The organism is Microbulbifer sp. ABF4_143, assembly GCF_056160225.1.
The window spans coordinates 146,585-162,887 of record NZ_JBSWWT010000001.1 but is presented as its reverse complement, the minus strand read 5'-3'; the positions used below and the strand labels follow the sequence as shown (position 1 = coordinate 162,887).

General features: G+C 66.1%; 15 protein-coding genes. 7 read left to right on the top strand and 8 right to left on the bottom strand.

Annotated features, from left to right (window positions below; genetic code table 11):
- Nucleotides 1-12: 12 nt before the first annotated feature.
- The 3 genes from gmhB to glyQ all read right to left on the bottom strand — a co-directional run bounded on the left by gmhB (nt 13) and on the right by glyQ (nt 3,703).
- On the bottom strand, nt 13-567 hold the full coding sequence (gene gmhB, locus ACXAF3_RS00760) for a D-glycero-beta-D-manno-heptose 1,7-bisphosphate 7-phosphatase (protein ID WP_475110391.1): 555 nt from the start codon (nt 565-567) through the stop codon (nt 13-15).
- A 98-nt stretch (nt 568-665) separates the two neighbouring features.
- Entirely contained in the window at nt 666-2,747 is a 2,082-nt protein-coding gene (gene glyS / locus ACXAF3_RS00755) for a glycine--tRNA ligase subunit beta (RefSeq protein WP_475110390.1), read from the bottom strand.
- On the bottom strand, nt 2,747-3,703 hold the full coding sequence (glyQ, locus tag ACXAF3_RS00750) for a glycine--tRNA ligase subunit alpha (protein ID WP_475110389.1): 957 nt from the start codon (nt 3,701-3,703) through the stop codon (nt 2,747-2,749). Before glyQ ends, glyS begins: the two co-directional genes overlap by 1 nt.
- 168 nt (nt 3,704-3,871) lie before the next feature.
- On the opposite strand from glyQ, the gene ACXAF3_RS00745 reads away from it, so the two are divergent.
- On the top strand, nt 3,872-4,762 hold the full coding sequence (locus ACXAF3_RS00745; RefSeq protein WP_475110388.1) for a lysophospholipid acyltransferase family protein: 891 nt from the start codon (nt 3,872-3,874) through the stop codon (nt 4,760-4,762).
- Between the two features lie 30 nt (nt 4,763-4,792).
- Here the strand turns inward: ACXAF3_RS00745 and ACXAF3_RS00740 are convergent, their stop codons facing one another.
- The 5 genes from ACXAF3_RS00740 to def form a co-directional block, all read right to left on the bottom strand.
- A complete protein-coding gene (locus ACXAF3_RS00740) occupies nt 4,793-6,244 on the bottom strand; it encodes a TrkH family potassium uptake protein (protein ID WP_475110387.1) in 1,452 nt (483 codons plus the stop codon).
- 136 nt (nt 6,245-6,380) lie between these two features.
- On the bottom strand, nt 6,381-7,766 hold the full coding sequence (trkA, locus tag ACXAF3_RS00735; protein WP_475110386.1) for a Trk system potassium transporter TrkA: 1,386 nt from the start codon (nt 7,764-7,766) through the stop codon (nt 6,381-6,383).
- A 31-nt stretch (nt 7,767-7,797) separates the two neighbouring features.
- Nucleotides 7,798-9,114, bottom strand: coding sequence for a 16S rRNA (cytosine(967)-C(5))-methyltransferase RsmB (gene rsmB, locus ACXAF3_RS00730; protein ID WP_475110385.1), 1,317 nt, complete (start codon nt 9,112-9,114; stop codon nt 7,798-7,800).
- A complete protein-coding gene (gene fmt / locus ACXAF3_RS00725) occupies nt 9,115-10,077 on the bottom strand; it encodes a methionyl-tRNA formyltransferase (protein ID WP_475110384.1) in 963 nt (320 codons plus the stop codon).
- A gap of 60 nt (nt 10,078-10,137) precedes the next feature.
- Nucleotides 10,138-10,644 (bottom strand): peptide deformylase, encoded by a 507-nt coding sequence (gene def, locus ACXAF3_RS00720; RefSeq protein WP_475110383.1) that lies wholly within the window; start codon nt 10,642-10,644, stop codon nt 10,138-10,140.
- A 194-nt stretch (nt 10,645-10,838) separates the two neighbouring features.
- Here def and ACXAF3_RS00715 point away from each other — a divergent pair, with 194 nt between their 5' ends.
- The 6 genes from ACXAF3_RS00715 to aroE all read left to right on the top strand — a co-directional run bounded on the left by ACXAF3_RS00715 (nt 10,839) and on the right by aroE (nt 16,086).
- The gene (locus ACXAF3_RS00715) at nt 10,839-11,909 is read left to right on the top strand and encodes a LysM peptidoglycan-binding domain-containing protein (protein WP_475110382.1); all 1,071 of its coding nucleotides are present in this window, start codon (nt 10,839-10,841) and stop codon (nt 11,907-11,909) included.
- A gap of 86 nt (nt 11,910-11,995) precedes the next feature.
- Nucleotides 11,996-13,129 carry a DNA-processing protein DprA gene (gene dprA / locus ACXAF3_RS00710; RefSeq protein WP_475110381.1) on the top strand — a complete coding sequence of 378 codons (1,134 nt, stop codon included), beginning with the start codon at nt 11,996-11,998 and terminating at the stop codon, nt 13,127-13,129.
- Nucleotides 13,130-13,257: 128 nt separating this feature from the next.
- Nucleotides 13,258-13,848 carry an L-threonylcarbamoyladenylate synthase gene (locus ACXAF3_RS00705; RefSeq protein WP_475110380.1) on the top strand — a complete coding sequence of 197 codons (591 nt, stop codon included), beginning with the start codon at nt 13,258-13,260 and terminating at the stop codon, nt 13,846-13,848.
- A gap of 35 nt (nt 13,849-13,883) precedes the next feature.
- The gene (hemF, locus tag ACXAF3_RS00700; protein ID WP_475110379.1) at nt 13,884-14,792 is read left to right on the top strand and encodes an oxygen-dependent coproporphyrinogen oxidase; all 909 of its coding nucleotides are present in this window, start codon (nt 13,884-13,886) and stop codon (nt 14,790-14,792) included.
- A gap of 14 nt (nt 14,793-14,806) precedes the next feature.
- The gene (locus ACXAF3_RS00695) at nt 14,807-15,253 is read left to right on the top strand and encodes a hypothetical protein (protein WP_475110378.1); all 447 of its coding nucleotides are present in this window, start codon (nt 14,807-14,809) and stop codon (nt 15,251-15,253) included.
- Complete coding sequence (gene aroE / locus ACXAF3_RS00690) at nt 15,250-16,086, top strand: shikimate dehydrogenase (protein ID WP_475110377.1); 837 nt, start codon at nt 15,250-15,252, stop codon at nt 16,084-16,086. The genes ACXAF3_RS00695 and aroE overlap by 4 nt, the downstream gene beginning before the upstream one ends.
- The last annotated feature ends 217 nt before the right edge of the window (nt 16,087-16,303 follow it).

The window sequence follows — 16,303 nt, the reverse complement described above, 5'->3', positions numbered from 1 at the left end:
AAGGCGAGCGGGTCAGGAGGACTGTAGAAGGAAATCCGCGAACTGCGCCAGGTCGTCGAACACCGCCGTGTCGGCCAGGCGCTCGTCCGGCTCGCTGATCAGCTGCTGCAGCGTCTGCGCACCGGCGCCGGTCTTTACCAGCACCGGTTTGCAGCCTTTTGCCAGTGCCGCTTGCAGGTCCTTGAGTTTGTCGCCGACCATATAGCTGCCGTGCAGGCTGGTATCGAACTCCGCCTCTATCGCATCCAGCAGCCCGGGCTTGGGTTTGCGGCAGCGGCAATTGTCGGTGTCGCTGTGGGGGCAGTAGAAGATGGCCGCGATTTCGCCGCCCGCGTCCTCGACCAGTGCGCGCATCTTCGCGTGCATGGCTTCCAGGTCGTCGAGGTCGAACAGACCGAGCGCCAGGCCGCTCTGGTTGGTGGCGATCACCAGTTGGTGGCCGGCACGGCTCAGTTCGGCCATGGCCTCGATGGAGCCGGGCAGGGGGATCCACTCGTCGGCGGATTTTACGTAGCCGTCGGAGTCGGCGTTGATGACCCCGTCCCGGTCCAGCACGATAATTGCCATTTGAGCCAACTGGAAAAAGTAGGGTGGATAAGCACAGCGCATCCACCGATTGGGGTTTCAGTCGGGCGGATGCGCTGCGCTTATCCGCCCAACAATTCTTATTTTGCCGGTACCAGCAGTGAGATATCCGCCACCTCGAGGAAGAGCGCGCGCAGCTGCGCCAGCAGCGCCAGGCGGTTGTCGCGCAGCTTCTCGTCGTCGGCCATGACCATGACATGATCGAAGAAGCTGTCCACCGTCTCGCGCAGGCCGGCGAGGCCGGCCAGGCCCTCGGCGAACATCGCCTCCTGATACAGTGGCTCCACCTCGGTGCGCGCCACCTGCACCGCCGCGTAGAGGGCCTTCTCCGCATCCTCCCGCAGCAGGCTCTCGTCGACTGTGTGCGGCACGGCGCCCTCGAGTTTGGCCAGGATATTGGATACGCGCTTGTTGGCCGCGGCCAGTGCCTCTGCCTCCGGCAGCTGGCTGAAGGCGTGCACCGCGTGTACGCGGTTGTCGATATCCAGCGGGCGCGACAGCTTGCGCGCGGCCACGGCCATAAACACCTCGGCGGCGATACCCTGATCCTCGTAGCGGGCGCGGAAGCGCTCCAGAATATAGGTGAGCGTCTGTTCGACCACGGTGTTGTACTCGCCCAGCGCGGTGCGCGGGTAGTGGTCGCGGGCCAGTTCCAGCAGTTCGCGCAGGTCCAGGTCGATTCTCTTTTCCACCAGTATGCGGATAACGCCGAGGCTGGCGCGGCGCAGCGCGAAGGGATCGCGGGAGCCGGAGGGCGGCTGGCCTATGCCGAAGATGCCGACCAGGGTATCGAGGCGGTCCGCCAGCGCCACCGCCGTGCCGGTTTCGCTCTTCGGCAGTTCGTCGCCGGCGAACTTGGGCATGTACTGTTCGTACATGGCCTTGGCCACGTCCAGCGGCTCGCCGTCGTTCTCGGCGTAGTAGTAGCCGGCGATACCCTGCAGGTCCGGGAACTCGAACACCATCTCGGTGACCAGGTCCGACTTGCACAGCAGGCCGGCGCGCTCGGCCCAGCCGGTGTTGGCGCCGGTTTTCTCGGCGATGGCGCGGGCGAGCGCGGCCACCCGCTCGGTCTTGTCGTAGACGGAGCCCAGGTGCTGCTGGAAGACGATCTGCTTCAGTTTCTCGCGCCGGGATTCGAGGCTGGTCTTCTTGTCGGTTTCGAAGAAGAAGGCGGCGTCGGCGAGGCGCGGGCGTATCACCCGCTCGTTGCCGTGGATCACCTGGGCCGGGTCCCGGCTCTCGATATTGGATACGGTGATGAAGTAGGGCAGCAGCTGGCCGTCCTGGTCCACCACGTGAAAGTACTTCTGGTGTTCCTTCATCGACGAGATCAGTGCCTCCGCCGGTACCTCCAGGAAGCGCTCCTCGAAGCGGCCGGTCAGCGCCACCGGCCACTCCACCAGCGCGGTGACTTCATCGAGCAGATCCTCGTCTATCACCGCCTCGCCGTTGACGTTGTTGGCCTCGGCCATCACCTGCTCGCGGATCATCTCGCGGCGGGCGTCCCAGTCGGCGATCACATAGCCCGGCTCGCGCAGCTGCTGCACATAGTCATTGGCGGAGTGGATTTCCAGTTCGCGGTTGCAGTGGAAGCGGTGGCCGCGGCTGGTGTTGCCGGCCGGGAGGCCCAGCACCTCGCCGTCGACGACCCTGTTGCCGAACAGCATCAGCAGCCAGTGCACCGGGCGCACGAACTCCTCGCGGCGCGCCCCCCAGCGCATGCGTTTCGGGATCGGCAGCTGCGCCAGGGACTTCTCGACGATTCCCGGCAGCAGCGTCTCGGTGGCGGCGCCCTTCTGTTCGCTGACGAAGGCCAGGCGCTCGCCCTTGTCGGTCTGCTTGCGGGCCAGCTCTTCGACGGTCACGCCGTTACTGCGCGCGAAGCCCTCGGCGGCCTTGCTCGGTTTGCCGTCCTTGTCGAAGGCGGCGGCCACGGCCGGGCCGAGTTTCTCGATCTGCTTGTCCTGCTGTTTCTCTGCCAGGCCGGACACGGCCACCGCCAGGCGCCGCGGCGCGGCGTAGGCCTTCACTTCGCCGAATTCCAGCTCGGCGGCCTTCAGGCCCTGGGCTATGCCGTCGGCGAAGGCGTCCATCAGCTTGTGCAGCGCTTTCGGCGGCAGCTCCTCGGTGCCCAGCTCTACCAGAAAATCCTGCGCCATTACTGCTTCTCCTCTTGTGCGACTTCTTCCGCCAGTATCTCTTTGCGAATGGCCTCCGCCGCCAGCGGGAAGCCGAGGGCGCGGCGCGCATCGTAGTAGGCCTGGGCAACGGAACGGGCCAGGGTGCGCACGCGCAGGATATAGCGCTGGCGCTCGGTTACGGATATCGCGTGGCGCGCGTCCAACAGGTTGAACGCGTGGGAGGCCTTCATGACCTGCTCGTAGGCGGGCAGTGGCAGGCCCAGCTCGATCAGGCGGCCGCTCTCGCGCTCGCAGTGATCGAAGGTCGCGAACAGGAACTCCACGTCCGCATGCTCGAAGTTGTAGTGGGACATCTCCACCTCGTTCTGGTGGAAGACGTCGCCGTAGGTGACCGGGCTGCCGTCCGGGTTGCGGGTCCACACCAGGTCGTAGATGGATTCCACTCCCTGCAGGTACATCGCGATGCGCTCCAGACCGTAGGTGATCTCGCCTGTGACCGGGAAGCACTCCAGGCCGCCCACCTGCTGGAAGTAGGTGAACTGGGTCACCTCCATGCCGTTCAGCCACACTTCCCAGCCGAGACCCCAGGCGCCCAGGGTCGGGGACTCCCAGTTGTCCTCGACGAAGCGGATGTCGTGCACGGCCGGATCCACGCCCATCGCGCGCAGGCTGTCCAGGTAGAGCTCCTGGATATTGTCCGGGGACGGCTTCATCACCACCTGGTACTGGTAGTAGTGCTGCAGGCGGTTGGGGTTTTCGCCGTAGCGGCCGTCGGTCGGTCGGCGGCAGGGCTGCACATAGGCGGCGTTCCAGGTCTCGGGACCCACCGCGCGCAGGAAGGTGGCCGGGTGGAAGGTGCCGGCACCCACTTCCATATCCAGAGGCTGTAGAATGACGCACCCCTGGCGCGCCCAGTAATCCTGCAGGGCAAAGATCAGGCCCTGGAAGGTGCTGAGGTCGTATTGCTTGGACACCGCTATCTCCGGATCAGTATGTGCTTGTGTTTTTTGCTGACTGGGGGCAAAGGGACGCAATTATAGCGGCAGCGGGTTGCGCACTAAAGGCGCCACGGCCGCACAGGGGCGATTGAATGGCCATACTTGGGCCTGCCGTATTCAAATCTGTATGGGGAAGTCGTCGCATTGGATATCAAAGGGCGCCTCGCGGCCGCCGCACTGAAACTCGTGGGCAGACTGTCACTGCGCTGGTCCCGCCGCCTGGGCCGGCTGTTCGGCCGTATCGCGGTGCTCGCCCGCGGCGACAGCCTGCGCATCAGCCGCATCAACCTGGAGCTCTGTTACCCGGCCATGGACCCACGGGAGAGGGAGAGGCTGGCGCGGGAAAGTGTCGTGCACACGGCCATGACCGGCTTCGAGGTGGCCAGCATCTGGCGCCAGCCCTGGAGTCGCAGCGAGGACGAGATAGTGCGGGTGCGCAACCAGCAGCTGCTGTGCGACGGTGTCGAGGAGGGGCGCGGCGTGCTGGTGCTGATGCCGCACACCGGCAACTGGGAGATCTTCGGTATGTACCTGGCCACGCTGGGGCCGGCCACCGCCCTCTATGCGCCGCCGAAAATCGCCGCGCTGGACCCGATCATCCGCGCCGGCCGCGAGGCCACCGGCGTGACTATGGTACCGACCAATATGCACGGCGTGCGCGCGCTGCTGAAGGCCCTGAAGGCCGGCGATATCGTTATGGTGCTGCCGGACCAGGAGCCGGATATGGGCGGCGACTTCGCGCCCTTCTTCGGCCGGCCGGCACTGACCATGACCCTGGCTCACAACCTGCTGCAGCGCACCGGCTGCCGCTGCGTGTTCGGTTTCGGCAAGCGGGTCGAGGGCGGCTTCGAGCTGGTGTTCCTGCCCGCCGAGCAGGCCATCTACAGCGAAGAGCAGAAGGTGTCCCTGGCGGCGATGAACCGCGGCGTCGAGGCCTGCATCGCCGAGGCGCCGGAACAGTACCAGTGGGAGTACAAGCGCTTCCGGAAGCAGCCGGAGGGCAAGAGCCGTATCTACAATAAAAAGCGGAAATGATCAGGCCGCCGCCTCTCGCGGCCCGGTGGCTCAGTGACGCCAGAAGGCGGGTGTCAGCAGCACCAGCAGCGTGAAGATTTCCAGGCGCCCCATCAGCATCGCCAGTATCAGGAACCACTTGGCCACCACGTTGACGGAGCCGTAGTGGGCGGCGGCGTCGCCGAGGGCCGGGCCTATGTTGCTCAGGCAGGAGGCCACGGTGGAGAAGGCGGTGACGAAGTTCTCCCCGGTGGCCATCACGATAATCGTGAGCACAAAGAAGGACAGGATATAGACGGCGAAAAACCCCCACACCGCATCGGTGACGCGCTCCGGCACTATCTTGCGGTTCACCTTGATCGGGATCACCGCGTTGGCATGCACCAGGCGGTTCAGTTCGCGCAGGCCGGACTTCATGATCAGCATGCCGCGCACCGCCTTGATACCGCCGGACGTGGAGCCGGCGCAGGCGCCGAGAATGCCGAGCAGCAGCAGTACATAGGGCAGGAAGGCGGGCCAGGCGGAGAAGTTTTCCGATGCGAAACCGGCGGTGGTGCCGATGGAGACCACCTGGAAGAAGCCGTGCAGGAAGCTGCCGCTGGGGGTGAAAATGCCCAGGTACCAGAGGTACAGGCTGACCAGTACCGCCGCGCCCAGAGTCAGGGTGCACCAGAAACGGAATTCGGAATCGCGCCAGTAGTGGCGCAGGCTGCGGTTGCGGAACGCGAAGAAGTGCAGGCCGAAGTTGATCGCGGCGGTGAACATGAACAGGATGCAGATCGCCATGATCACGTGGTTGTTGGCGTAGAAGCCCATGCTCTGGTCGTGGGTCGAGAAGCCGCCGTTAGCCACGGTGGAAAAGGCGTGCCCCACCGCGTCGAAGGGCGTCATGCCCGCCCACCAGTAACCCAGGCCGCAGAGTACCGTCAGAATCACATAGATCACGATCAGCGCGCGCGCCGTCTCGGCGATGCGCGGCGTCAGTTTTGTGTCCTTGACCGGCCCCGGGATCTCCGCCTTGTACAGCTGCATGCCGCCGATGCCCAGCATCGGCAGAATGGCCAGCGCGATCACGATCACGCCGATACCGCCGAACCACTGCAGCTGCTGGCGGTAGTAGAGGATCGCCGGCGGCAGGCTGTCGAGACCGGTGATCACCGTGGCGCCGGTGGTGGTCAGGCCGGAAATGGATTCGAAGATGGAGTCGGTAATGCCGAGATCCGGCTGCGGGCTGATGATCAGCGGCAGGGAACCGAAGCTGCCCAGTACCAGCCAGAACAGCGAGGTCACCACAAAGCCGTCGCGGGTGCGCAGCTCCTGGCGCAGGTCGTGCACCGGCAGCCACATGAACAGGCCGGTGATCAGCGTGATCGCGAAGGCGGCGCTGAAGGCCGTATGGGTGCCGTCGTCGTAGAACAGGGACACGCCGATCGGCGGCAGCAACGTCAGGCTGAACACCGTCAGGAGTATTCCGAAGACTCGCGTTATTACGGCTATTCGCATCGGCGATATTCAGCCTGTTATCAATTGACTGCCAAAAAGACTCTGTAGGAGCGGCCCATGGCCGCGATCGAATTCCAGAAAACCCGGATGGATCAATCGCGGCCATGGGCCGCTCCTACGGGTCGAGTTCGATTCGCTAGAAGAAACTGAAACCCACCTGGAACAGCTGCTCCACATGGCGCGTCTGGCGGCGGTCCACCAGGAAGACGATCACGTGGTCGTCCGTCTGTACAACCACGTCGTCGTGGGCCATCAGCACCTCACTGCCGCCGTCCGTCTCGCGCACTATGGCGCCGATGGAGGCGCCCTCGGGCAGATCGATATCCTCGATCTTTTTGCCCACCACCTTGGACGTGCGGCTGTCGCCGTGGGCGATGACCTCGATCGCCTCGGCGGCGCCGCGGCGCAGCGAGTGCACATTGACCATGTCGCCGCGGCGCACGTGGGTCAGCAGGCTGCCGATGGTGTTCTGCTGCGGCGATATAGCGATGTCTATGTCGCCCCCCTGCACCAGATCCACATAGGCGCGGTTGTTGATCAGCGTCATCACCTTGCGCGCGCCGAGGCGCTTGGCCAGCAGTGACGACATGATATTGGCCTCGTCGTCGTTGGTCAGCGACAGGAACACATCGGTGTCCTCGATGTTTTCCTCCAGCAGCAGGTCCTGGTCCGAGGCGCTGCCGTGCAGCACTATGCTGTGGGACAGCTCTTCGGACAGGAAGACGCAGCGCTCGTGACTCTGCTCGATGATCTTCACCGAGTAGCGGTTTTCGAGTTTGTGCGCCAGACGCAGGCCGATATTGCCGCCGCCGGCGATGACGACGCGTTTGTAACCGTGTTCCAGACGGCGCAGCTCGCTCATGACCGCGCGGATATCGGCGCGCGCGGCGATAAAGAACACCTCGTCGCCGGCCTCGATGACCGTGTCCCCCTGCGGAATGATCGGGCTGTTGCGGCGGTAGATGGCCGCCACGCGGGTGTCCACCTTGGGCATATGCTCGCGCAGGTATCTGAGCTGGTGACCCACCAGCGGCCCGCCCTGCACCGCGCGCACCGCCACCAGCTGCACGCGGCCGTCGGCGAAATCCAGCACCTGCAGCGCGCCCGGGTGTTCCATCAGGCGCGCGATATATTCCGACACCAGCTGCTCGGGGCTGATCAGTACATCGATCGGAATGGCCTGGGGGTCAAACAGCTGCGGGTACTGCAGGTAGGAGGCGGCGCGCACGCGGGCGATCTTGGTGGGCACGCGAAACAGCGAGTGGGCGATCTGGCAGGCGGCCATATTGGTTTCGTCGTTGTTGGTGACGGCCACCAGTATGTCGGCATCCTCGATGCCGGCCTCCAGCAGAATATCCGGGTGTGCGGCGTGGCCGGTGACCACGCCTATGTCGATGCGGTCGCGCAGCTCGCGCAGGGTTTTCTCGTCGCTGTCCACCAGCACAATATCGTTGCGCTCAGAGGCCAGGCTTTCCGCCAGTGAGCCGCCCACCTGTCCGGCGCCGAGAATCACAATTTTCATAGCGGTTCAATGGGCCTTATTGATTTGGCCTTTATAGAGACGGGGCGGCTTTGCTGAGCAAAGCGTAGTAGAAACCGTCGCCACCCTCAGGTTGCGGGAAGAGTTGCATGCCCGCTGCCTGCGGCGCGCCCCAGGGCCGTCCGCCCAGCAGTTGTGGGGTATTGTCGCTCGCATCCTCTGTCTCCGCAACGAATCGCGCCACCACCTCGGCGTTCTCCGCCGGCAGGATCGAGCAGGTGGCGTACAGCAGGCTGCCGCCCGCTTTCAGCAGCCGCCAGTTGGCGCGCAGTATCCGCGCCTGCAGTTCGGCCAGCTCGGCAATATCCGTTTCGCGCCGCAGCAGCTTGATGTCCGGGTTGCGGCGGATCACGCCGGTGGCGGAGCAGGGCGCGTCCAGCAGTATGCGGTCGAAGGGTTCGCCGTCCCACCACGCTTCCGGCTCGGCGGCGTCGGCGCAGATCAGTTCGGCTTCGAAACCGGCGCGGTCGAGATTCTCCTCCACCCGCCCGAGGCGCTCCTCGTCGATATCCAGCGCGCAGAGTGCGATTGACGGCTGCAGCTCCAGCAGGTGGCAGCTCTTGCCGCCGGGCGCGGCGCAGGCGTCCAGTATTCGCTCGCCCGGTTCCGGTGCCAGCAGCAGGGCCGCCAGCTGCGCCGATTCGTCCTGCACGCTGACCAGCCCCTCGGCGAAACCGGGCAGCCGGGTTACCGCGCAGGCCTCGGTCAGCGCGACACCGACCGGGGAGATGGCGCAGGGGCTCGCGGTGATGCCGGCCTCTTCGAGCTGCTGCAGATAGTCGTCGCGGGAGATCCTGGTGCCGTTGATCCGCAGGGTCATCGGCGGGTTGGCGTTGTTGGCGCGGAAGATATCGGCGGCTCTGTCCGGCCAGGCGGCCTTGATCTGCCGCTGCAGCCAGGCCGGGTGCATGGAGCTGAATTGCGGATTGCCGGACAGCTTGCGCTGCAGCTGCTCGCGGCTGCGCTGCGCGTTGCGCAGCACGCCGTTGATCAGGCCGGTGGCGCGCTCCAGGCCCAGCGTGCGGGCCGCGTTGACGGTGGCGGAAATCGCGGCGTGATCCGGGATGCGGGTGTACTCGAGCTGGTAGAGGCCGAGCAGAATCAGCGCCTCGACCTCGATATCCGCCGGCCTCCTGCGCAGCAGCTTGTCCGCCAGCAACTGCAGCCGCGGGGCGGTGCGCGCGCCGCCGTAGCAGAGTTCGCGCAGCAGCGCGCGGTCGCGCTCGCCGACCCTCTCCTCGGCGCGCGGCAGCAGCCGGGCCAGGGAGCCCCGGCCCTCGAGCAGGGCGGCGACTACGCCAGCCGCTTCGGCGCGGACGTCATTGGTCATTTATTGCCCCAGCCGCGCGCCCGGCGCAAACAGCGCGGGGTAGCCCTTCAGGATTTCCGCCGCCGGCAGTGCCTTCTTGCCGGGCAGCTGCAGCTCGAGCAGGCGCAGGGCCTCGCGGCCGCAGGCCACCAGTATGCCCTCTTCATCCGCGGCCAGTATGGTGCCGGGCGGGTCGCTGTGGCAGCCGCGCTCCAGTTGTGCGCGGTAGATGCGCAGCCGCTGCTCGCCCCTGTCGTCCGCGCAGGTGGTCCAGCACACCGGGAAGGGGTTGAAGGCGCGGATCTGGCGCTCCAGCTCGTCCGCCGGGCGCAGCCAGTTGAGCCTGGCCTCGTCCTTGCTGATCTTGGCGGCGTAGTTGGCGCGGGTGTCGTCCTGTGCCCTGGGCTCGGCGCTGCCGTCCGCCAGCTGTGCCAGTGCCTCGAGCAGCGCCGGACCGCCCAGCTCCGCCAGCTTGTCGTGCAGGCTGCCGCCGGTGTCCCGCGCGGAGATGGCGCAGCGGCGCTCCACCAGTACCGGGCCCGTATCCAGGCCGGCCTCCATCTGCATGATGGCCACGCCGCTTTCGGCGTCGCCGGCTTCTATTGCGCGTTGAATCGGCGCCGCGCCGCGCCAGCGCGGCAGCAGCGACGCGTGCACATTGACGCAGCCGAGGCGCGGCGTATCCAGCACCGCCTGCGGCAGTATCAGGCCGTAGGCGACCACCACCATGATGTCGGCGTTCAGTGCGGCCAGTTCCGCCTGGGCGCCCTGGTCGCGCAGGCTGTGTGGCTGGTAGACGGGAATATTGTGTCGCTCGGCCAACTGCTTGACCGGGCTGGCGAGCAGTTTCTTGCCGCGCCCGGCGGGCCTGTCCGGCTGGGTGTAGACGGCGATGACATTGTGTGCGCTGTCGAGCAGCGCCTGCAGGTGCACGGCGGCAAAGTCCGGCGTGCCGGCGAAGATGATATTCAGTGGCTGGGTCATAGATCCGATACGAAAGCGCCGCCGCGGAGGCCGGCGGCGGCTATTGGGTGTCAGGGCGCGTCAGGCGCGCTTGCGCTGGGCTTTTTCCAGTTTCGAGCGAATGCGGTTGCGCTTCAGCGGCGAGAGGTAATCCACGAACAGCTTGCCGTCCAGGTGGTCCACCTCGTGCTGGATGCACACCGCCAGCAGCCCCTCGGCCTCTATCGCGAAGGTCTCGCCGTCGCGGTCCAGCGCCTTGACGCGCACCTTGCGCGGCCGCTCCACCGTCTCGTAGAAGCCGGGCACGGACAGGCAGCCCTCGTCGTACTGGTGGATCTCCTCGTCCAGCACCTCAATCTGCGGGTTGATAAACACCAGCGGCTCGCTCTGGTCCTCGGAAACATCGATCACGACGACGCGCTTGTGCACGTTCACCTGGGTCGCGGCCAGGCCGACGCCCGGGGCGGCGTACATGGTTTCAAACATGTCGTCCACCAGCTGGCGCAGCTCGTCGGTCACCTTTGTGACGGGTTTCGCGACTTCGCGCAGGCGCGGATCGGGGAATTCAAGGATCTCGAGTTTGGCCATAACACCTGTGACAAACTTCTAGTAATCGTGGAACTTGCGCTGATAACATAATGATCGCGCTCGATATTTGCCGATTGGAGTCTTATTTTTGCTGACGCCCGGCGTCAGGCTCCAGCCACTCTCCCGGAATTCTCCCGGTGGCGCAGCGGCCCGGCGCTGTGAATTATAGCGATAAAGAGCATAGGAATGCTTCCATGAAAAAAATTATCCTGGCCGCTGCCGCGCTGTTGGCGGTGACCTTTGGCATTCAGGCGCAGGACCAGGTGCGTCTCAATCCGGACCACCCGGATATCTATGAGGTGCAAAAGGGCGACACCCTATGGGATATCTCCGGGCGCTTCCTCGCCCAGCCGTGGTACTGGCCGGAGATCTGGCAGGTCAACCCGCAGATCGAAAACCCGCACCTGATCTACCCCGGCGACCGCCTGCGCCTGGTCTATGTCGAGGGCCAGCCGCAGCTGCACCTGGAGCGCGGCCCGCGCGCCTACAAGCTGAGCCCGGCCGCCGGCAGCAGCCGTCTGCACCCGCAGGTGCGCCGCGAGGCGGTGGGCGAGGCGATTCCGGCGATTCCGTTGGATGCGATCAACGCCTTCCTGTCACGCACCCGCATAGTCGCGCCCGACGCTTTCAAGGGCACCCCCTATATCGTTTCCGGTGCCGACCAGCGCATCCTGATGGGCGCCGGTGAGAAGGTCTACGCCCGCGGCGACTTCCGCGTGCCGCTGGCCTCCTACGGCATCTACCGCCCGGGTCCGGTGTACGTGGACCCGGTCAGCGGCGAAGTGCTCGGCCGCCAGGCGCTGGACGTGGGCTCCGCCGACCTGCTGCAGCTGGACCCGGACAGCCGCGAGGATCTCTCCGTGGCCACTCTGGGCGTCACCCGCACCGCCCGCGAAATCCGCCTCGAAGACCGGCTGCTGCCGGTGGAGGAGCGCTCCATCGCGGCCCTGTTCCAGCCCGGCGCGCCGTCGGTGCCGGTGGAGGGCATCATCCTCGGTGTGGACGAGGGCGTGACCCAGATCGGCAAATACGATGTGGTCGTTGTGAACCGCGGCGACCGCGAGGGCCTGCAGCCGGGCCACGTGCTGGCGATCTACAAGCGCGGCGCGGTGGTGCGCGACCGCATAGAGCGCGACAGCGTCAAGCTGCCGGACGAGCGCGCCGGCCTGCTGATGGTGTTCCGCACCTTCGAGAAGATGAGTCTGGCCCTGGTGCTCGAGGCGGATCGCCCGCTGGCGGTGATGGATCTGGTGCGCAACCCCTAGCTAGGTAAAGAGCGCCTCATGTCTACAGGCGGGCTTTTCTGTTTGGCCCGCCTTTTGCGAACAACACAAAACAGAGTCCGAACCGCATGGATGCGCTGACCGCCACACTGGCGCTGCTGCGGCTCGAGGGCATGGGCCCCGGCCGCTACTGGCAGCTGATCGAACACTTCGGCGACCCGCTCAGGGCGCTGCAATCACTTCCCGAAACCCTGTTGCACAAGCTGCCCGAACGCGCGCAGGCCCAGTGGCGCGATTTTGCCCGGCGCGGCGAGCACAGCGAACTGGTCACCTGGGCGCAGGCGGAGCGCGAGCGCTGCGCCGAGGCCGGCGTCCATCTGCTCAGCTACGGCGGCGACGACTACCCGCGATTGTTGGCCGAAATCGCCCGTCCGCCACCGCTGCTCTATGTGCGCGGCGCCGTCGAGGCATTGGGTCTGCCACAGATCGCCGTGGTGGGCGCGCGCCGCGCCAGCCGCTCCGGGCTCGACAATGCCCTCGCTTTTTCCGCCGATCTGGCCGGCGCCGGCTTCGCGATCACCTCCGGTCTGGCGCTCGGCGTGGACGCGGCCGCCCACCGCGGCGCGCTGAAGGCGGGCGGCGTGACCCTGGCGGTGCTCGGCACCGGCGTGGACCACCTCTACCCGCGGCGCAATGCGCCCCTGGCGCAGGAGATAATCGACAATGGTGGTGCGATTCTGAGCGAGCTGCCCCTCGGCAGTGCCGCCGAGGCCGCCAACTTCCCGCGCCGCAACCGCATTATCAGCGGCCTGTCTCTGGGGGTGCTGCTGGTGGAGGCGGCGCTGCGCTCCGGCTCCCTGATCACCGCGCGCCTGGCCCTGGAGCAGAACCGCGAGGTGTTCGCGATACCGGGCTCCATCCACAACCCGCTGGCGCGCGGCTGTCACAGAATGATCAAGGACGGCGCCGCGCTGGTTGAGACCAGTGCCGATATCGCCGAACAACTGGGCGGCCTGCTGGCGGAGCCGCAGCTGCTACAAGCGGAGCGGCGCGCAGATCTGGAGCCGCGCCAGCAGCGCCTGATCGAGGCCCTCGGTGGGGATCCGCGCAGTATCGAACAGCTGGCGCGGGATACCGGCGAGAGCGCGGGCGAGCTGATCGCGCTGCTGTTGCAGCTGGAGCTGAAAGGGCTGCTGGAGCAGGTCCCCGGCGGCTATCAGCTGACCCCCGCCGGCGCCGCGCAACTGCAGGTCGCCGAATGACCGGAATCCGCCGCGCGTGCCCGCCCGTCCTTGTCTAGGCTGCTACTATCCGCTAAATTGCGGCGCTCCCTGAGAGGCGCAAGCGCAGCGAAAACCGCAGCGGCGCGAGATCCGAAGAGTCCCGATTCTTGGCAGAAAGTAACCGTCACAGCCTGTTTAGCGCGGCTTTCTCCCTGGCCAGCGCCGTGCGCGCGCTCGCTGCCGGGGGCGTCATCGCCCACCCGACGGAATCCGTGTGGGGGCTGGCCTGCGATCCCAACAACCCCGAGGCGGTCGCCCGCCTGTGCCAGCTGAAAGGCCGGCCTCTGGAAAAGGGGCTGATCCTGGTATCCGGCGACCAGCACCACTTCGATGCGCTGCTACACAAGCTCAGCGGCGACCAGCGCGCGCGTATCGACGAGACCTGGCCCGGCCCCGTGACCTGGCTGGTTCCGCACTTCGACCAGGTGCCGCCCTGGATTTCCGGTATTCACCACAGTGTCGCCCTGCGCCACACCGACCACCGCTTCACCGCGGCGTTAACGCGCGCCTTTGGCGGTGCTATCGTATCCACTTCCGCCAATCCGGCCGGATGCCAACCCGCGCGGCACAAGTTTCAGGTGCTGCGCTACTTCGGCGACAAGCTGGATTTCGTCGGCGGCGGCGCCACCGGCGGCCGCAAAGCGCCGAGCGAGATCCGCGACCTGATCAGCGGCAAGGTGTTGCGCGCCGGCGGCTGATTCCCCCCCCCCTCAACGAGGCGTTGTTTCCTACCATGAGCACAATCGATATCGAGGCGGTAAAGAGTTACCTGCTGGACCTGCAGGACCGCATCTGCAATGCACTCGGCGCCGAGGACGGCAGCGACTTCCGCGAGGACGCCTGGCAGAGGCCCGGCGGTGGCGGAGGCCGCACGCGGGTGCTGGAGGAGGGCGCGCTGATCGAAAAGGGCGGAGTCAACTTCTCCCACGTCTACGGCGACGGCCTGCCGCCGTCCGCCACCGCCAGCCGCCCGGAACTGGCCGGGCGCTCCTTCGAGGCCATGGGGGTGTCCCTGGTCATCCACCCGCGCAACCCCTATGTGCCCACCAGTCACGCCAACGTGCGCCTGTTCGTGGCCGAGAAGCCGGGCGCCGAGCCCGTCTGGTGGTTCGGCGGCGGCTACGATCTGACCCCCTACTACGGCTTCGAGGAAGATGTGGTGCACTGGCACAGCACCGCGAAACAGGCCTGTGAGCCCTTCGGCGACGAGATCTACCCGCGCTTCAAGCAGTGGTGCGACGACTACTTCTACCTGAAACACCGCGGCGAGGCCCGCGGTGTCGGCGGCCTCTTTTTCGATGATTTCAATGAGGGTGGTTTTGACAACGCCTTCGCGCTGATGCGCGCGGTGGGCGACAGCTACCTGGACGCCTATCTGCCGATTGTGCAGAAGCGCAAGGACACCGCCTACGGCGAGCGCGAGCGCAACTTCCAGCTGTACCGCCGCGGCCGCTATGTGGAGTTCAACCTGGTCTATGACCGCGGCACCCTGTTCGGGCTGCAGAGCGGCGGGCGCACCGAGTCGATACTGATGTCGCTGCCGTCACTGGTGCGCTGGCAGTACGACTGGCACCCGGAGCCCGGCTCCGCCGAGGAAAAACTCTACACGGATTTCCTGCCGCACAAAGATTGGCTCAAGTAATCGGGGAGAAACTTGTGCATAAGGCGCGACTGGACGAGATCAACAAACTGTTTCTGGACTACCGCCGCCAGTTCGAAACCGGCGATGCGCAGCGGATAGCGGCGTTTTACCGCTTTCCGCTGCACTACTATCGGGAGGATGGCAGCAAGCAGGCGGTGGCGCGGGACGAGTTCGTGCCGCAGGTGGAGAAGCTGCTGCGCGCCTACCGGCGCCTGCAGGTCAATCAGATAGTCGGCACAGTCACCGATGTGGTCGCGCTGAACGACAACAGCAGCCTGGTGACACTGCACTGGATGCTGCTGACCCCCCAGGGCGACAAGAGCGCGGAGCTGTACGGCTCCACCACCCGCTACCTGCTGTGCGATTTCGAAGGCGGCCTGAAAATCGACGGCCTGATTCTGGTGGACGAGAGCGCGAAGATCCGCGGCGCCGTGCGTGCGCGTGGGAGGGCGGGCAAGTGACGGACCGCTATGCCGTGGTCGGCAACCCGATAGCCCACTCGCTGTCGCCGCGGATCCACGGCGCCTTCGCCGCGCAGACCGGAGAGGATATCCGCTACGAAAAACACCTGGTGGAAAGAGGCCGCTTCGCGGACTTCGCGCGGGCGTTCTTTGGCGGCGGCGGCCGCGGCCTGAATGTTACATCGCCGTTCAAGCTGGACGCCTGCGCCTTCGCCGACCGGCTGACCGAGCGCGCCCGCGCCGCCGGCGCGGTCAACACCCTCGCGGTGCGGGACGACGGCAGCATGCTCGGCGACAATACCGACGGCGCAGGCTTGGTGGCGGACATCAAAGACAACCTGGGCTGGGCCATCCGCGGCAAGAAAATACTGCTGCTCGGCGCCGGTGGCGCGGCCCGCGGCGTATTGCTGACACTGCTCGAAGAAGGCCCCCAGGTGATTCACATCGCCAACCGCACCGCGCACAAAGCGCGGCAGCTGGCACAGGATTTTTCCGGCTATGGCCCCGTGACCGCCAGCGGCCTGGACGCGGTGCCGGCGGCTTTTGACCTGGTGATCAATGCCAGCGCCGCCAGCCTCTCCGGCGAACTGCCGCCGCTGTCGCCGCGCGCACTGGCGAAGGGGGCCCGCGCCTACGATATGGTCTACGGTGCCGAGCCGACACCCTTTATGCGCTGGGCGGCGCAGCTGGGGGCCGAGACCGCCGATGGGCTGGGTATGCTGGTCGGGCAGGCGGCGGAGTCCTTCTATCTGTGGCGGGGTCTGCGCCCGGCCGTGGCGCCTGTGCTGAGCCTGTTGAGGGCGGAGCTGCGCAATCAGTGCGATGGAAGATAACGCCTCATCACCAATCGGTCACGGATAGGTGCCGCGACCGTCCCGCCAGACTATCGTTCAGAGACCCGATCGGGGGCGCGAAACCGCAGGTGGAAACCGCGCGGCGTGCTTTCTGGCGGAGTTTTGGTATCCTCTCGCCCCTTAATTTGGGCCGGGTCGGGCATTTCCTGTGGCGAGACCCGTTTTCCTCCCCGCTGCCGGCGGCGAACAGGGCCCC